The sequence below is a fragment of the Bacillus sp. FSL E2-0195 genome (assembly GCF_038003645.1).
Taxonomy (GTDB): Bacteria; Bacillota; Bacilli; order Bacillales; family Bacillaceae_G; genus Bacillus_A; species Bacillus_A mycoides.
Genome location: NZ_JBBOPN010000001.1, coordinates 4,304,275 through 4,321,937, shown reverse-complemented (window position 1 = coordinate 4,321,937; position 17,663 = coordinate 4,304,275). Strand labels below are relative to the sequence as shown.

The window sequence follows — 17,663 nt, the reverse complement described above, 5'->3', positions numbered from 1 at the left end:
CTGACAAATATCTCGTTTTTTTGTGGAATGAATATGATATGATGCGGACAATGACAAGAGGTGAGGTGTGAGTGTATGGACAAGCAATCACGAACGATCTCGGTGAAAGTAAATGGAACAGAAGCGAAGTATGAGGAAAAAAAGAAGGATGAGTTTGACTGGATGATAGCAGAAAGTGAGAGACCGAAAAATGTAGTTCCGTTTCAAAAAGCGAAATCAGTATCTATGGAAAAATATCGAAAGAAGTGGAGCAATACAATAATCGCAATCGTTGCAACTGCAATAATTATCGGTACTGCATTTGGGATGGGTATGATTCATTTATTAACTGGACAAGGGACGACAGGAGAAGGTAAGGTAACGGCTTCGAAGCAGACAGGTAATGAGGAACAAAAGGTGGGTGGAACGGCAGAACAAACACCAACACCGAAAGAGGAAAAACCAAAAGCACAGGTAGGAACGTCATTAGAACCAATGAAACTATTTTTCGTTCAAGGAGGGCTTTATTCCTCTGAAGAAAAAGGACAGGCTGCTATTGAAGAGTGGAAAAGTAATGGGGGCGTGGCTACTTTGAAACCGAGTGGTGATAAGTATGCGTTAGTTGTTGCTATTACGAGCGATGAACAGGCTGTTAATCAATTAATAGATCAGTATAAGCAAGATGGTGTTTCAGTTTTGAAAAAAAATTGGGATATTACAGATAAAGCATTGCTCAAAAATGATAAAGAAGTAGGAATGTTTTTAGCGAAAGTGCAGCCATTATATACTCATTTAGCAAAATATGTGTCCAGCGTACAAACTAGTGGAAAAAGTAATCCAAAAGATATAGAAGCGATTCAAAAAGAGTGGAAAGCTATGGAAAAGGAAGGGAAGAGTATGAAGCGTGAAGATGCAAAGAAGCTTTATACGTATACGTCAATAGCGGTGCAAACGATTAAGGAAGGGAAGAGCGATAAGGAATCTGTAGCTAAATTAAATCAAGTTATTATTGATGGTATACTTTCGTATGAAAAAATGGTTTCACAAAAAGTGAAATAATAGGATAATGAAATGACGAAGAAAGAAGTACATATACTTCTTTCTTTTCTTTTGAATTTAGAACAAAGTGCTTTCTGTATGGGCAGCATATAATCGTATTTAAAAAGAACTATTATTTTGTTTAGAGAAAATGATATTTCTAGAATTTGTGGGGAAACTATTCCTTTGATACGATTGATTTGAATTATTCTGCTTCATGTGAGAAGGGAAGGAGAAAATATGAGGAAAATTATTTTAGCTTCAGGGTCACCTAGGAGGAAGGAACTGCTTGAATTAGCAGATGTGCCATTTGAAATCGTTGTTAGTGAAGTAGAAGAGACGATTGGTGCATATTCATCACCTTCTGATATTGTTATGTCGCTTGCTTTGCAAAAAGCATCTGCTGTGGCAGAAAACCATAGTAATCACGTTGTACTAGGTGCAGATACAATTGTTACATATGATTCGCGTATTCTTGGAAAGCCGTCTAATGAGGCTGAGGCGAAAGAAATGTTACGATTATTATCGGGGAAAACACACGAAGTATACACAGGTGTTGCAATTATATCGAAAGAAAAAACGGTAACTTTTTATGAACGTACAGAAGTAACATTTTGGGGATTAACAGAAGAGGAAATAGACGTATACGTTGCATCGAAGGAACCACTTGATAAAGCAGGGAGCTATGGAATTCAAGGTAAAGGGTCTATTTTTGTTCAACATATTCAAGGGGACTACTACAGTGTAGTTGGCTTGCCAATTGCGCGTCTTGTCCGTGAATTAAAACAGTTTGATAGCGATGTAACCCATGCGTAAAATTGCATGGGGTTTTCTTTAGGAGAAATCGTAAAAAAAAGGGGTGGAGAGATGAACGGTATTCGTGATGTTGTGAGAGAAGAACAGCCACGGGAGCGTTTATTGTTAGAAGGAGCAGGAAGTTTATCGAATCGAGAACTTCTTGCAGTTTTACTCAGAACGGGTTCTAAAGAAGAAACGGTGTTAACGTTATCAGATAATATTCTCCATCATTTTGACGGCTTACGAATGTTAAAGGATGCAACGTTAGAAGAGATGATGAGCATTCATGGTGTTGGGATTGCAAAGGCGTCGCAGCTTATGGCTGCTTTTGAATTAGGTAGAAGAATGGTACGTTTAGAATATCAAAATAGATATAGTATTCGAAGTCCAGAAGATTGTGCGAGTTATATGATGGAAGAGATGCGTTTTTTGCAACAGGAGCATTTTGTTTGTTTATATTTGAATACGAAAAATCAAGTGATACATAGGCAAACTATTTTTATTGGAAGTTTAAATACGTCGATTGTGCACCCAAGGGAAGTTTTTAAAGAAGCGTTCCGTCGGGCAGCAGCCTCTATTATATGTCTTCATAACCATCCCTCAGGAGATCCGGCGCCGAGCCGTGAAGATATTGAAGTTACAAAACGATTAGTAGAATGTGGTCGAATTATCGGAATTGAAGTACTTGATCATATCATAATAGGTGACCATAAATTCGTGAGTTTAAAGGAAAAAGGTCATATTTAAGACTATTCTTTTTACTTATTTTGTTTTATAATGTGATTTATGAGTTTTTTGTAGAAAATTATCTACAAAAAGGATGCAGATATAAAAAAACGTACTGTTTTTATAAATATAAAGTAAGAAAAATGAGTCCGTGAAAATAAGAAGGGAAGATAAATGATATGTTTGGATTTGGTGGATTTACTCGCGATCTTGGAATAGACTTAGGAACAGCGAATACGCTTGTATATGTGAAAGGGAAAGGTGTAGTTTTACGTGAACCTTCAGTAGTAGCATTACAAACTGATACGAAACAAATCGTTGCGGTAGGTAGCGATGCAAAACAAATGATTGGTCGTACACCAGGAAACGTAGTGGCACTTCGCCCTATGAAAGATGGTGTAATTGCTGATTACGAAACAACAGCAATAATGATGAAATACTACATTCAACAAGCTCAAAAATCAAATGGATTCTTCTCACGTAAACCATACGTAATGGTATGTGTACCATCTGGTATTACAGCTGTAGAAAGACGTGCAGTAATCGATGCGACTCGTCAAGCTGGTGCTCGTGATGCTTATCCAATCGAAGAGCCATTTGCAGCAGCAATTGGTGCAAACTTACCTGTTTGGGAGCCGACTGGTAGTATGGTTGTTGATATCGGTGGTGGTACAACAGAAGTTGCAATTATTTCTTTAGGTGGTATTGTAACAAGTCAATCAGTTCGTGTTGCTGGTGATGATATGGACGATTCAATCATTCAGTACATTAAGAAAAGCTACAACTTAATGATTGGTGAAAGAACAGCAGAAGCACTAAAATTAGAAATCGGTTCTGCAGGCGAGCCAGAAGGTATTGAGCCTATGGAAATTCGCGGTCGTGATTTAGTAAGTGGTTTACCGAAAACAGTACTAATTCAACCAGAAGAAATTGCAGATGCATTAAAAGATACAGTAGATGCAATTGTAGAATCAGTTAAAAATACGTTAGAAAAAACTCCACCTGAATTAGCAGCGGATATTATGGACCGCGGTATCGTATTAACGGGTGGCGGGGCATTACTACGTAACTTAGATAAAGTTATTAGTGAAGAAACAAATATGCCAGTTCTTGTTGCAGAGGATCCATTAGATTGCGTAGCAATTGGAACGGGTAAAGCATTAGACAATATCGACCTTTTCAAAACTGCTGCTCGATAATATTGCAAAATAAAAATCAATGAAATTAAGAGGGTGTGAACGTGCCACAGTTTTTCTTAAACAAAAGATTAATTGTTTTGTTAGTTAGTATTATTCTTCTCGTGGCATTGATTGGAATCTCATTGAAAGAACGGAACAGTTTATCATGGCCAGAGCAGTTTATAAAAGATACTGTCGGTGTTGTAGAACGTGTATTCCAAAAGCCAGCGAATTATGTTGCCGGATTCTTCGAGAATGTAGAAGATGTAAAGCGCACGTATGAAGAGAATAAAAAGCTGAAAGCAAAATTAGATTCTACCGCAGATTTATCTGCCGTAGTGAAAAATTTAGACGATGAGAATAAAAAACTACGAGAATTAACTGGTAAAGAAAAGTCCCGTGGTGATTATACGGAAGTACAAGCTAGTGTGGTTTCTCGTAATCCCGATAAATGGTACGATTTAGTTGGAATTGATAAAGGAGCACAGCAAGGGATCAAAAAAGATATGGCTGTTGTAACTCCGAAAGGTTTAGTTGGACGCGTAAAAAGTGTATCTCAGTTTACATCGTCAGTAGAGTTGTTAAGTTCGATGAGCCGAACAAACCGTGTTTCTGCTATTGTACAAGGACAAGAAAATATCTTTGGATTAATTGAAGGTTACGATAAAGAAAAACAACTACTTCTTTTCACAAAGATTAGCTCTGATGCAGAGGTACAAAAAGATCAACTAGTTGTAACATCTGGACTTGGTGATATCTTCCCTAAAGGTCTTGCGATTGGGAAAATTGTTGATGTTCAGCCAGATCCATACGGTTTAACAAAAACGGCTTATGTAAAACCATCCGCTGATTTGAATGATGTAGAGCATATTATAGTTGCAAAACGTGATATGCCTACAGCGCCGTTAGAATAGGAGGGAGAGAAGAGATGATGACGATTTTAAAAAGAGCAGCTCTTCCTCTTTTGCTCCTTTTTGTTTTTTTATTTGAAAATATGTTCTCTACTGTTGTTCCAACAGACGTCTTTTGGAAAGGCAGTATAGCAGCACCGCATTTCTTTATAATTGTGTTATGTTTTATTACAGTGTACTATAGTCCGGTTCAAGGGATTTACTACGGACTATTATTTGGTTTCTTATTTGATACCGTATACACGGAACTTGTCGGTATATATATATTTGCTTATCCGATTTTAGCTTATTTAGTTTATAGTGTGATGAAAGTATTACAATTGAATTTATTTATTGTCGCTTCTATCGTACTGGCTGGCATTGCAGCATTAGAGTATTATGTGTATGGGTTTTTAACTTTGTTAGGACGTACTCACATGTCAGCATCTGTCTTTTTCACAGATCGTCTCCTTGCTACTTTATTGCTAAATGGAATTTTCTTATTAATAGTTTGTTTCCCACTGAGACGATATTTAGTGCGTCTTTCAAAAGCGATAGAAGAAAAAGAAAAAAGGATTTTCTAATTTTATGTCGAATTGAATCGGTGGGGTGAACTTTAGTGGAAGAAAAAAAGCAACAAAATGTAACGATAAAAGGGACAAAAGATGGAATAACACTTCATTTAGATGATTGCTGTTCATTCTCTGAGCTACTAAAAGAATTGGATGAAAAGCTTTCTACACATTACTATGAGAGTGACGGACGTTCTTTAATTGAAGTGCGTGTTAAAGTAGGAAATCGCTATTTAACAGAAGTACAACAAGAAGAGATTCGTACGTTAATTCGCAATAAGAAGAACCTTGTTGTAGAATCAATCGAAAGTGATGTTATAACAAAAGCAGAAGCAATAGCTTGGAAAGAAGAAACAGAAATTGTCCCTATTTCCAAAATTGTTCGCTCTGGACAAGTGTTACATGTAAAAGGCAATTTATTATTAATTGGAGATGTTAATCCAGGCGGAACGGTTATCGCTGGGGGGAATATTTTTGTCTTGGGATCATTAAGAGGAATTGCACATGCGGGGTATGATGGAGATTCAGAAGCTGTTATTGCTGCATCTATTATGAACCCTATGCAACTCCGAATTAGTGATGTGACAATGCGGGCTCCGGAAGAGAAAGAAGACGGAGCAGAGGCGGCAGAATGTGCGTACATTAATGAGAATAATCACATTGTTGTCGATCGCCTGCAACTTCTCACTCATCTTAGACCTAATTTAACAAAGTTAGAAAGGGGAATTGTATAGCTGTGGGAGAGGCAATAGTAATTACATCTGGAAAAGGCGGAGTAGGTAAAACTACAACGTCTGCGAACATTGGTACAGCCCTTGCGTTATCTGGAAAAAAAGTGTGTTTAATTGATACAGATATCGGTTTACGCAATTTAGACGTAGTAATGGGGCTAGAAAATCGTATTGTATTTGATCTTGTTGATGTCGTTGAAGGGCGTTGTCGTTTACCTCAGGCTCTTATTAAAGATAAGCGTTTTGATGATCTTTATTTATTACCTGCAGCACAAACGAGCGATAAATCGGCGGTAACACCTGAACAAATGGATGAATTAATACAAGTATTACGTCAAGATTATGATTACATATTAATTGATTGTCCTGCGGGGATTGAGCAGGGGTTTAAAAATGCAGTAGCAGGTGCGGATAAAGCAATCGTTGTAACAACACCAGAAGTATCCTCAATGCGTGATGCGGATCGTATTATCGGGCTTTTAGAGAAAGAGGATATTGAACCACCGAAACTTGTCATTAACCGTGTGCGTAGTCATATGCTTCATGAACAGGATATGTTAGACGTTGATGAAATCGTACGTACACTGTCAATCGAGCTTCTTGGAGTTGTCGAGGATGATGATGAAGTTATTCGTGCTACGAATACAGGTGAACCTGTAGCGCTGCAACCTAGCGGGAAAGCAGCAATAGCTTATCGTAATATTGCAAGACGCTTGTTAGGTGAGAATGTACCATTACAAGCATTTGAACAAGAAAAAGTATCGGTATTTACAAAGATGAAAAATTTCTTTGGAATCCGTTAAAAGCACTTCGCATAAATGCGGAGTGCTTTCTTTTTTCTTCGCATGAATATCTTCCTTCTATAACTCATACATATGTACAAACTGTATATAACTGTTTCTATTTGAATAAGGCTAACGAAAGAAAGGAGACAGTATGAAGAATAGACGTGTGGAAGAAATTAAAAAGCGGATTGCGAAAAGGAAAGCAGAGCAAGAATTGCTAGAAGAAGAGCAGTATTTTGCGGGAGGAGATTTTGATAGCGAAACGGTCTTTATTGAAGAGGGGGAGAAGGAAATTCATCCTCTATTTCGAAAAGAAGTTTTTCTCTTCAAAGTTTTGCTATCAGCAATATTAGTTCTTTCGGTTGCTATTTTATTTAAGAACGCACCTTCTTCTTTTGATGGTACTAGAGCTGTTACAGAAAAAGTTATGCAAGAAGAATTTCAATTTGCTACTATATCGAAATGGTATGAAAATCAGTTTGGAAAACCTCTCGTGTTCTTTTCTCCAAATGAGAAAAAAGAAGAGGCTATTCAGCAAAAGGATTATGCGATTCCTGCCTCTGGAAAGGTGATGCAAGGATTTCAAAAAAACGGCCAGGGTGTATTTGTTCAAACGGCTACAAATGCAACGGTGGAGTCAGTAAATGAAGGTATAGTTGTTTTTGCGGGCAAGAAAGAGGAACTTGGAAATACAGTTCAAATTCAGCACGCTGATGGTACGGAGTCATGGTATGCAAATTTAAATGATATGTCAGTAAAATTATATGATTACGTTTCAAAGAAACAAAAAATTGGAATAGTGAGTAATGATGAAAATAATAAAAATGGCAAATTTTATTTTGCAATAAAAAAGAATGAAAAATTTATTGATCCAATTCAGGTGATTTCATTTGATTAAATATAGGGATGTTTTCACGAAAATTTCTGTGCATCCGTTGTTTTGGGTTATTATTGTCATTGGTATTTTTACAGCACGTTTTAAAGAGTTACTATTACTATTTTGTATCGTTTTAGTTCATGAACTTGGGCATGCTTTTGCCGCAGCGTATTATAATTGGCGTATTAAACAAATTCAGCTTTTGCCGTTTGGTGGCGTAGTTGAGATGGAAGAACATGGGAATAAATCTTTAAAAGAAGAATTAATTGTCGTTATGGCGGGGCCAATTCAGCATATATGGATGATTGCGGTCGCTTACATTTTGTATAAAGCGGGCTGGGTAACTGACGATTTGTACCATTTCTTTGTATGGAATAATGTCATTATTTTAGGGTTTAATTTATTGCCTATTTGGCCACTTGATGGTGGAAAAGTATTATTTAATGTATTATCATATCGTTTTCCCTATTTACAAGCACATGAAAAGATGATGAAATTGTCATGTGTTTTTTTTAGTGTAATATTAGGATGGCAGTTACTTTGGAATAGTAATAACATTATGATGTGGGTATTACTCGTTTTTCTAGCGATTTCTTTATATCAAGAATGGAAACAAAGACGGTACGCATTTATGCGTTTTTTATTAGAGCGTTATTATGGGAATAAAAGAGATATTGAAAAAATAGCACCTATTGAGGTGAAAACGGAAGATCATTTATATACGATTTTCACAAAATTTCGCAGAGGATATAAACACTCTATTATCGTCCATGGAAAATATAAAGAGCATTACACATTGGACGAAAATGAATTGTTGTATGCGTATTTTGCTGAAAAACGAACAACCTCATCTGTTGAAGAATTAATTGGTTAGTGTTGACGACGACACTAACCTTTTATATTGTAAGGAAAAGAAATGAAAAGTGAGGAAAGAATTTTGAAGACGTTATATATTAACTACACTGGTTCGGAAAAGCGTGTTGCGATAGAAGAGAAACAAAAAATTGTAGAGCTTTTATGGAAACGGAATGAAGAGCAGGAGATTGTCGGACATATTTATGTTGGGCGTATCGTAAGAACAATTGCTGGAATGAACGCAGCCTTTGTAAATATCGGATTAGAAAAACATGCATATCTTTCATTTGATGATGTACCATCTTCATATCGCATACATGAAGGACAGGCGATACTTGTACAAGTTGTGAAAGAGGCAATTGATACGAAGGGGCCAAAATTAACGGCGAAGATAGAAGTTACCGGAAAATATGTCGTTTACATGCCCTATGATGACATGCGCGCTGTTTCTCGGAAAATAAAAAATAATAAAAGAAGACAACAGTTACTGGGAATTGAAGTAGAAGGAACAGGTGGATACATTTTCCGTTCTGCTTCTGAAAAAGGAACGATCGATGAAATACAAGCTGAAATGCAAGGGTTGCAGCAGTTATATGAAGAGTTAAAAAGAAAAGAAGATCAAGGGAAGGCGCCCTTACTACTTCATCAACCAGCGACGTTTTTAGATCGTGTATTTCAGGAGAACCCAATTGAAACAATTGAAAAAATAGTTGTAGATACGAGAAGTATAGTAAAAGAATTAGAAGAAAAAGTAGGGAAAGAAAGAGTATCCTTTTATAATGAAAAATCTTCGATGTTTAACCACTTTGGAATAGATCGTGAAATCGAGAAAGCACTTCAAAAAATTGTGTGGCTACCAAATGGTGCCTATCTAATTGTAGAACAAATGGAGACGATGACTGTAATTGATGTGAATACAGGTAAATTTACTGGAAAACAAAATTTACAAGATACCGTATTTCGCACAAATGAAATGGCTGCTGAAGAGATTGCTCGTCAATTAAGACTTCGTGATATTGGCGGGATGATATTAATTGATTTTATTAATATGAAAAGACGGGAAGATAAAGAGAAGGTAAGAGAGCGTTTAATGATAGCTTTACAAGATGATCGCACATATACAAGAGTGCTTGGGTTTACAGAGTTAGGTATTTTAGAGATGACGCGTAAGCGCAAGAAACATTCGTTACGTGACGTATTATTAGAAGAGTGTGCGCCTTGTAAAGCGACAGGTTACGTTATATCTAATGAAACAATTGCGTATGAGCTAGAGAGAGAGCTTATTACTTATGGTAATATAGAGGATGAAGCTGTATTGATTGGTGCTTCAAAAAAAGTACAAAAACATTTTTCACAAAAAGAATTACAAAAAAATATTCCATTTGAAATTTATTTCAAAGATGATATTATCGAAAAGTACGCTATTATCCGTTTTGGAAGTAAGAAAGAAATTGTAGAACGGAAAAAATAGTTAGCAGAACATTCATTGACAATAGTCAATGAGTCATGGTAATATTTTTATGTTATAGTTTATAGCACCTAAACTGCTATATGCTACAACCGCACAAGACAGGTTCCCTAAAGACATTTTATGTCTACCTCGTTTTTGGCGAGTCTTAGTAATTAAGAGGAGGTGCAAGTATGTACGCAATTATCGAAACAGGTGGAAAACAAATTAAAGTTGAAGCTGGTCAAGCAATCTACATTGAAAAATTAGATGTTGAAGCTGGTGAAACTGTTACTTTTGACAAAGTTCTTTTCGTTGGTGGCGAAAACGTGAAAGTTGGTAGCCCAGTTGTAGAGGGTGCAACAGTTACTGCGAAAGTTGAAAAACAAGGTCGCGCTAAGAAAATCATCGTTTTCAAATACAAAGCGAAAAAGAACAATCGTAAGAAACAAGGTCATCGTCAACCTTACACTAAGCTAGTAGTTGAAGCTATCAACGCTTAATTCTGGTTAAGATGATTAAGATTACGATAAGTCGCACGAAACTAGGAAGTATCCGATCATTTAAAATGACTGGACATGCCAATTATGCGCCACATGGACAAGATCTTGTCTGTGCTGGAACTACAGCGGTTGTGTTTGGTTCTATAAATGCAGTGGAAGAACTTTGTAATGTGCAGGCAACTATTGAACTCGGAAGTGATGGCGGATTCTTGACGTATGAATTGCCTAATGATTTAGACGTTCATACAGCAGAAAAAGCACAAATACTTTTAGAAGGATTGGTTGTTTCACTTAAGACGATTGAACTTGATTACGGAAAGTATATCCGTTTAATAGAAAAAGTGCAGGAGGTGTAACGTATGTTAAGATTAGATCTTCAGTTTTTCGCATCTAAGAAAGGTGTAGGTAGTACAAAGAACGGTCGTGACTCTCAGTCAAAACGTCTTGGTGCTAAACGCGCAGATGGTCAAACGGTTTCAGGTGGTTCAATTCTTTACCGTCAACGCGGTACAAAAATTTATCCAGGTGTTAACGTTGGTCGTGGTGGCGATGACACTTTATACGCGAAAGTTGACGGCGTAGTACGCTTTGAGCGTCTTGGTCGTGACCGCAAACAAGTGAGCGTATATCCTGTTGCTCAAGAAGCATAAGAACTCACGGAAAACTCTAACCTGAGTGCAGGTTAGAGTTTTTCTATATTAAGGGGTATCTAAATGAATGAAAAATGGACAATTATAGATGCGTTGAGCCACTCGAGACATGATTGGCTCAATCGTTTGCAGATGGTTAAAGGAAATCTTTCCCTTGGAAAAGTGGAAGAGATTCATAGGCTCATCGATCGTTTTGTCCAAGAAGCGAGACAAGAATCCAATCTGATGGGGCTATCAATGCCTTGATTTTCAGAGTGGATTTTAACATATAATTGGAAACAGCAACCGTGCTTATTGGAGTACGAAGTATTAGGGAAATTACATAACTTATCTCATCTAGATGAGACTGTATGTACATGGACGAATCAGTTTTTCTTAATGCTTCAGCATAGTTTAGACGTATATGTTGAAAATTATGTTTGTATCACAATTGAAAGTGACGCGGAGAATGCTCGTTTCTTTTTTGATTTTCGTGGAAAGCTAACGAATGTAGAAGAACTACAAACGTGGCTTGCGAACGAAAACAATAAATGGTATTCCATTTCTTATACAGTACGAGACGAAGAAGTCTCAGTTATATTACAACTAATCGAAAAAAGTGTGGTGAAATAATGTTTGTAGATCAGGTCAAGATATATGTAAAAGGCGGCGACGGTGGTAACGGAATGGTTGCGTATCGTCGTGAGAAGTATGTACCTAAAGGTGGCCCAGCAGGTGGCGACGGTGGTAAAGGTGCAGATGTTGTTTTTGTTGTTGAGGAAGGCTTACGTACATTAATGGACTTCCGCTACCAACGTCATTTCAAAGCTGATCGCGGTCAGCACGGAATGAGTAAAGGTCAGCACGGTCGTAAATCTGAAGATTTAATCGTAAAGGTTCCACCAGGAACAATAGTGAAAGATGAAAAAACAGGTGAAATTCTTGCCGATTTAGTAACGCATGAACAAACAGCTGTAATCGCAAGAGGTGGCCGTGGTGGCCGTGGTAATTCACGTTTCGCAACAGCGACGAACCCAGCGCCAGAAATCGCTGAGAACGGGGAACCAGGTCAAGAACGTGATGTCACGCTAGAACTTAAAGTGCTAGCAGATGTTGGACTTGTTGGATTCCCAAGTGTGGGTAAATCTACATTATTATCTGTTGTATCATCAGCACGTCCGAAAATTGCAGAATATCACTTTACAACAATCGTTCCGAATCTTGGTGTTGTTGAAACTGGTGATAACCGCAGCTTCGTTATGGCTGACCTTCCTGGACTAATTGAAGGCGCACACTCCGGCGTTGGACTTGGACACCAATTCTTACGTCATATCGAACGTACACGTGTAATTGTACACGTTATCGATATGTCTGGTTTAGAAGGACGTGAGCCATATGAAGATTATGTCACAATCAATAATGAACTAAAAGAATACAATATGCGTTTAACTGAGCGTCCACAAGTTGTTGTTGCAAACAAAATGGATATGCCAGATGCAGAAGAAAACTTACAAGCATTTAAAGAGAAATTGGGAGACGAAGTGAAAATTTTCCCAATCTCAGCTGTAACGAAACAAGGTGTTCGTGACTTACTATTTGAAGTAGCGAACTTATTAGAAACAACACCAGAATTCCCAATGTACGATGATGTAGAAGAATCTGAAGCAAGTGTAATGTACAAATTTGAATCTGAATCTAATTTTGAAATTACACGCGAAAGTGATGGCACATTTGTTATTTCTGGTTATGACATTGAGAAAACATTCAAGATGACAGACTTCTCACGTGATGAATCTGTACGCCGATTTGCTCGTCAAATGCGTGGAATGGGTATTGATGAAGCCCTTCGTGCACGTGGTGCAACAGACGGAGATATTGTGAAAATTCTTGAATATCAATTTGAATTTATCGATTAAGACTGCCGAAATATGGCGGTCTTTTTTTTTTTCGTTATTTGAGTCCAGTAAAAACCCAATTCATATAGGTGAACCATAAGTCGATATAGGAAAAAATCCCCATTGATTAAAGTTTCAATTTATAATAGAAAAAGGAGTGATTTTAGAAGAATATTTTATGGGGAGAAAAGGAATATGTATAAAATATTAATTGTAGAAGATGATGAAAAAATTGCAGAGATATTAGAGGAGCATTTAGAAAGGTATGGATATCAATCTTTCAGAGTGAGCGATTTACGGCATATAAAAGATGAGTTTGTAAAAGTAAGTCCTCATCTTGTGTTACTTGATATTAATTTACCATACTTTGATGGCTTCTACTGGTGCCGCCAAATCCGCACTGTATCGAATGCGCCGATTATTTTTGTTTCTGCAAGAACAGGGGAAATGGATCAAGTAATGGCGATTGAAAATGGCGGAGATGATTACATTACAAAGCCATTCCATTTAGATATTGTAATGGCAAAGGTGAAAAGTGCACTCCGCCGCGGGTATGGTGAGTATGCTTTGGCCGCGGAAAGTGACTGCTTAGGTGTTAATGGATTGTTATTATTCCCATCACAGCACACAGTAGAGTGGAAAGGTCAACAAACGGAACTTACAAAAAATGAGTTTTATTTATTAGAATGTTTAATGAAACAAGCAAATCAATACGTGACACGTGAAGAGCTGTTAGAGGCTTTATGGGATGAAGTAGCTTTTGTTGATGATAATACATTAACCGTGAATGTAAAGCGTGTAAGGAAGAAACTTGAGGAGTTAGGCATTAAAAATGCAATTGTCACAAAGCGTGGGTACGGTTATGCTCTTCTTACTGAGTGGGGCGAAGGGCATGAAGGTTAAAAATTACCTCATAGAACGTTTTTCCTTAATCCTTTCTTACATTATAAGCCTTTGTTTATTTGGACTCGTATTGCAGTTGCAAAGCCTTTTAGAAAAGCGTGCGCTGGACTGGAGTACATGGTTATACGGACTTTTATTAGGGACAGTTGTGTTTAGTGTATACCTTATTTACGATTACCGAAAACGAAGTGTGTTTTTAAAGAGGATAGAACAGTATATTGCCGGTGGACATACATTACATGACTCTTTACTTATCGATACTTCTTATACGTCAGAGCAAGAAATGGTTGTTGAAGCGTTTACGCTATTAAGGCAGCAATATATGAATGAAGTTCATAAGCAGCATGCAAAAGAGCAACAGCAAATGATTTTTATGAACCAGTGGATCCATCAAATGAAAACACCAGTATCCGTTATTGAATTATTGTTACAGAAATATGGTAAGGAGCACCGTGAAGCAAGGGGAACGATTGAAAGTATTCGTGAAGAAAATAACCGTATTTTAAATGGGTTAGATTTAGCGTTACATATGGCAAGGTTAGATCAATTTTCGAAAGACTATAAAGTAGAAGTAGTAAATGTTATAGAGGTCATTCGAGATATTATTAATGAAAATCGGAAGTCGTTCATTCAATCTTCTGTATTTCCGAAAATGATGTTTGAAGAAGAGACTTGTATGATTGCGTCTGATAGAAAGTGGCTTAGTATCGCGATGAGCCAAATTGTTGTGAATGCAATTAAGTATACAAAAATTTCAGAAGCAGAGAAAAAAGAAATTCAATTTCAAATTGAAGAGAAAGATCAAAAGGTGTTATTACATATTAAGGACAATGGAATTGGTATTCCTGAGCAAGATGTAAAGCGTATATTTGATCCGTTCTTTACGGGAATAAACGGCCGTAAAACAAGGGAAGCGACAGGTATGGGTTTATATATTACGAAGGAAATCTGCGGTAATTTACATCATGGAGTGTATGTACAATCAACTGAAGGGGAAGGAACAACAGTTACGTTCCAATTTGCAAAAGATGAAGAATATCATACATTAATGAGAAAAATGACAAAACTGTAAGATAACAAAACGTTTTGTAAGGGAAATCACTCGTTTCTTTTTCTTATTTTTCTTATAGTAAATGTAAGAAGAAAACACGTAGGGGGATTAGAAATGAGTGTTCTTGAAGTAAAAGGATTAACAAAGGTGTACCAATCAAAAGGTTCAGTAGCGACGACTGCTTTAAATGATATAAATTTTAAAATTGAAGAAGGCGAGTTTGTAGGGATTATGGGGCCTTCAGGAAGCGGAAAAACAACGCTTTTAAATTTATTAGCAACAATTGATAAGCAAACTTCAGGTCATGTGCTTGTAAATGGTGAAGAAATTAATCAAATGCGTGCTGCAAAATTGGCGGAATTTCGCCGTACACATCTAGGATTCATTTTCCAAGATTTCAACTTACTTGATACATTATCGATTAAAGAAAATATTATTTTGCCGCTTGTAATGGCGAAGAAATCTGTAAAAGAAATTGATGCGAAAGTACTTGAAATTGCGAGGTTTTTAAACATTGAAGAAATTTTAAATAAAAAAGTATACGAAGTATCAGGTGGACAACAACAACGTGCAGCAGCTGCAAGGGCGATTATTCATGAACCAACATTAATTTTAGCGGATGAGCCAACAGGAAACCTAGATTCTAAGTCAGCGAAATCATTAATGGGAGCACTTCAAGATTTGCATGAGCAAAAGAAAGTAACGATTGCAATGGTAACACATGATCCAGTAGCCGCTAGTTATTGCGAACGTATCCTTTTCATACGTGATGGAGAGATTTTTTCAGAAATACATAAAGGAAGAACGAAGCAAGCCTTTTTCCAAGAAATTTTAGACGTACTTGCGATGCTAGGAGGAGAATATCATGAACTTTCGCCAGCTCGCGCTTAATAACGTAAAAGGAAATTGGCGTAATTATAAAGCGTTTCTTATTAGTAGTTGTTTATCGATTGTCGTATTTTTCATGTATGCTTCCTTCATTTATCATCCAGATGTCGTAAGCGGTAATATTAGTATGAAGACGATGATTACAAAAGGGTTAGAATCGATGAATTATATTGTAGTCATCTTCTCAGCACTCTTTATTTTATATGCGAATTCAACGTTTTTACGAGCAAGAAAAAAAGAATTTGGCTTATTAACGTTAATAGGTGGAACAAAGTCTCAGCTCGGCCGAATGATTATATTAGAGCAACTGATGTTAGGGAGTATTGCCATTGTAGTAGGTATTGGGATTGGAATGCTTTGTTCAAAACTTTTCTTCCAAGCACTCAGTGTCTTACTAAAAATTGATAAAACACTGCCGCTTGTGTGGAATGGAAAAGCAGTTCTTACTACAGTTGGCATATACTTTGTCCTCTTTTTAATACTATCATTGTTTAGTGTTTGGACAGTAGGCCGCTTGCAAATTATTGATTTATTAAGAGAGGCAAGAAAACAAAAAGTAGAACCTTTTGCATTTACATGGTTAGGGGTAGTTGGTATAGGCTGTATTATTGCTGCGTATATACTTTGTTTCCAAGTAACAATTATGAATTTCATTATGTATTTCTTACCAATTGTCGGACTGACGATTGGCGGAACGTATTTACTATTTACGCAAGGAAGTACAGTCGTATTAAAGGCATTGCAAAAACGAAAACAATCTTTTTATACGTATCCCAATATGTTTGTACTTAGCAATCTTATTTATAAAATGAAAGATAATGCTCGTTTTCTATTTGTTATTTCTATTATTACGGCGGTTGTTTCTTCAGCGGTTGGTACGCTTTATGTATATTTTGAAAATATGAGTGCGAAAACGATAGAGCTTACACCGCATGCTATTTCATATGAGGAAAAGGGACTAAATACGCATAGCCTGATTAATGAAGAAAAAGAACAAGAGATTGTAAAAAAACATGGGTTTGAAGATGCACGAAAAGTAACTTACGTAAAACTACCTGCAACACAGAAAATAATGTTGTTTAACAGTGAACGTGAAGTACCAATGACGATTATTTCAGAAAAAGAATATAACGCGGAAGTACGTGAACAAAAGAAAGAGCAAATTACAGAGGTTCATAATGCACCAGGTAGTGCGACGATGGTTATGGTTGATGCAGCAAATGAACTTATGAAGATAGATCGTACGAAACCGTATGAATTTACAATCAACGGACAAAAGCAGTCTGCTCAATTAAATGAGCCAACGTCATATTCTGTTTTTAATGATAGCGAATATCTCATTGTGAATGATCAAGATTTTGAGAAATACGAAAAGCTCGTACCAGATGAAGAAAAGACGAAATATTATGGTTATTATATTGAAGACTGGAAAAGTACGGAAGACCTTGTGCTAGATTTGAAAAAGGAAATTGCACCAGAAAAGCAAGGGGAATTGAGAAACGCAGTGTTCGCTTATAAAGATATAAGAGAAGGTGGAGCAATTACAATGTTCATCGGCTTCTTCGTAGCAGTACTGTTCTTCTTCTTTGCTTGTAGCATGACATACTTTAAATGGTTTAATGATAAAGAACAAGATCGTATTCAATTTAAGTCATTAAAAAGAATTGGTATGACAGATAAAGAAATTCGTAAAATTGCAATTCGACAAATGGGTGTTATCTTCTTTATCCCAATTTTAATCGGTACAATTCATAGTGGATTTGCTCTTCATACGTTAGGAAAAATGCTTTATATTGATTTGTGGAAATCAGGTGCGATAGTAATTGGAGCATATATTTTAGCTTCTACAATTTACTTTATGATTGCGCAAAGAGGATATTTAAAACACGTAAAAAGCTAGGGGAACCTCTAGCTTTTT

The 17,663-nt window shown here is 36.7% G+C and carries 19 protein-coding genes, 1 pseudogene and 1 other annotated feature; all 20 genes and pseudogenes read left to right on the top strand.

Features of this window, described 5'->3' with window-relative positions:
- Nucleotides 1–75: 75 nt before the first annotated feature.
- Entirely contained in the window at nt 76–1,038 is a 963-nt protein-coding gene (locus MHH59_RS22280; RefSeq protein WP_002129259.1) for a hypothetical protein, read from the top strand.
- 219 nt (nt 1,039–1,257) lie between these two features.
- Nucleotides 1,258–1,833, top strand: a complete 576-nt coding sequence (locus tag MHH59_RS22275) for a Maf family protein (RefSeq protein ID WP_002129258.1) — start codon at nt 1,258–1,260, stop codon at nt 1,831–1,833.
- 51 nt (nt 1,834–1,884) lie between these two features.
- Nucleotides 1,885–2,562 (top strand): DNA repair protein RadC, encoded by a 678-nt coding sequence (radC, locus tag MHH59_RS22270; protein ID WP_002015368.1) that lies wholly within the window; start codon nt 1,885–1,887, stop codon nt 2,560–2,562.
- A gap of 158 nt (nt 2,563–2,720) precedes the next feature.
- Complete coding sequence (mreB, locus tag MHH59_RS22265; protein ID WP_002015369.1) at nt 2,721–3,740, top strand: cell shape-determining protein MreB; 1,020 nt, start codon at nt 2,721–2,723, stop codon at nt 3,738–3,740.
- Between the two features lie 41 nt (nt 3,741–3,781).
- Complete coding sequence (mreC, locus tag MHH59_RS22260; RefSeq protein WP_002129256.1) at nt 3,782–4,633, top strand: rod shape-determining protein MreC; 852 nt, start codon at nt 3,782–3,784, stop codon at nt 4,631–4,633.
- 14 nt (nt 4,634–4,647) lie between these two features.
- On the top strand, nt 4,648–5,193 hold the full coding sequence (gene mreD / locus MHH59_RS22255) for a rod shape-determining protein MreD (protein ID WP_002015371.1): 546 nt from the start codon (nt 4,648–4,650) through the stop codon (nt 5,191–5,193).
- A gap of 35 nt (nt 5,194–5,228) precedes the next feature.
- Nucleotides 5,229–5,915, top strand: coding sequence for a septum site-determining protein MinC (gene minC, locus MHH59_RS22250; RefSeq protein WP_002015372.1), 687 nt, complete (start codon nt 5,229–5,231; stop codon nt 5,913–5,915).
- 2 nt (nt 5,916–5,917) lie between these two features.
- Nucleotides 5,918–6,715 carry a septum site-determining protein MinD gene (gene minD, locus MHH59_RS22245; RefSeq protein WP_000503308.1) on the top strand — a complete coding sequence of 266 codons (798 nt, stop codon included), beginning with the start codon at nt 5,918–5,920 and terminating at the stop codon, nt 6,713–6,715.
- Nucleotides 6,716–6,848: 133 nt separating this feature from the next.
- Complete coding sequence (locus MHH59_RS22240) at nt 6,849–7,595, top strand: M23 family metallopeptidase (protein ID WP_002034147.1); 747 nt, start codon at nt 6,849–6,851, stop codon at nt 7,593–7,595.
- Nucleotides 7,588–8,448: a M50 family metallopeptidase gene (locus tag MHH59_RS22235; protein ID WP_002088816.1), complete on the top strand. Its 861-nt coding sequence runs from the start codon at nt 7,588–7,590 to the stop codon at nt 8,446–8,448. The genes MHH59_RS22240 and MHH59_RS22235 overlap by 8 nt, the downstream gene beginning before the upstream one ends.
- Nucleotides 8,449–8,490: 42 nt before the next feature.
- Entirely contained in the window at nt 8,491–9,900 is a 1,410-nt protein-coding gene (locus MHH59_RS22230) for an Rne/Rng family ribonuclease (protein ID WP_002015376.1), read from the top strand.
- A 77-nt stretch (nt 9,901–9,977) separates the two neighbouring features.
- Nucleotides 9,978–10,056: a sequence feature (ribosomal protein L21 leader region), on the top strand.
- Between the two features lie 14 nt (nt 10,057–10,070).
- Complete coding sequence (gene rplU / locus MHH59_RS22225; RefSeq protein ID WP_000270907.1) at nt 10,071–10,379, top strand: 50S ribosomal protein L21; 309 nt, start codon at nt 10,071–10,073, stop codon at nt 10,377–10,379.
- An 11-nt stretch (nt 10,380–10,390) separates the two neighbouring features.
- A complete protein-coding gene (locus tag MHH59_RS22220) occupies nt 10,391–10,735 on the top strand; it encodes a ribosomal-processing cysteine protease Prp (RefSeq protein WP_002138477.1) in 345 nt (114 codons plus the stop codon).
- 3 nt (nt 10,736–10,738) lie between these two features.
- Complete coding sequence (gene rpmA, locus MHH59_RS22215; RefSeq protein ID WP_000944957.1) at nt 10,739–11,029, top strand: 50S ribosomal protein L27; 291 nt, start codon at nt 10,739–10,741, stop codon at nt 11,027–11,029.
- Nucleotides 11,030–11,092: 63 nt separating this feature from the next.
- Nucleotides 11,093–11,641 (top strand): annotated as a pseudogene (locus MHH59_RS22210) (Spo0B C-terminal domain-containing protein).
- Nucleotides 11,641–12,924, top strand: coding sequence for a GTPase ObgE (gene obgE / locus MHH59_RS22205; protein ID WP_002015378.1), 1,284 nt, complete (start codon nt 11,641–11,643; stop codon nt 12,922–12,924). The pseudogene MHH59_RS22210 and the gene obgE overlap by 1 nt, the downstream one beginning before the upstream one ends.
- Before the next feature lie 174 nt (nt 12,925–13,098).
- Nucleotides 13,099–13,806, top strand: a complete 708-nt coding sequence (locus MHH59_RS22200; RefSeq protein WP_002034150.1) for a response regulator transcription factor — start codon at nt 13,099–13,101, stop codon at nt 13,804–13,806.
- Nucleotides 13,796–14,878 (top strand): HAMP domain-containing histidine kinase, encoded by a 1,083-nt coding sequence (locus tag MHH59_RS22195; protein ID WP_033707976.1) that lies wholly within the window; start codon nt 13,796–13,798, stop codon nt 14,876–14,878. The genes MHH59_RS22200 and MHH59_RS22195 overlap by 11 nt, the downstream gene beginning before the upstream one ends.
- 93 nt (nt 14,879–14,971) lie before the next feature.
- A complete protein-coding gene (locus tag MHH59_RS22190) occupies nt 14,972–15,748 on the top strand; it encodes an ABC transporter ATP-binding protein (RefSeq protein ID WP_002015381.1) in 777 nt (258 codons plus the stop codon).
- Nucleotides 15,723–17,645: an ABC transporter permease gene (locus tag MHH59_RS22185; RefSeq protein WP_098632387.1), complete on the top strand. Its 1,923-nt coding sequence runs from the start codon at nt 15,723–15,725 to the stop codon at nt 17,643–17,645. The genes MHH59_RS22190 and MHH59_RS22185 overlap by 26 nt, the downstream gene beginning before the upstream one ends.
- The last annotated feature ends 18 nt before the right edge of the window (nt 17,646–17,663 follow it).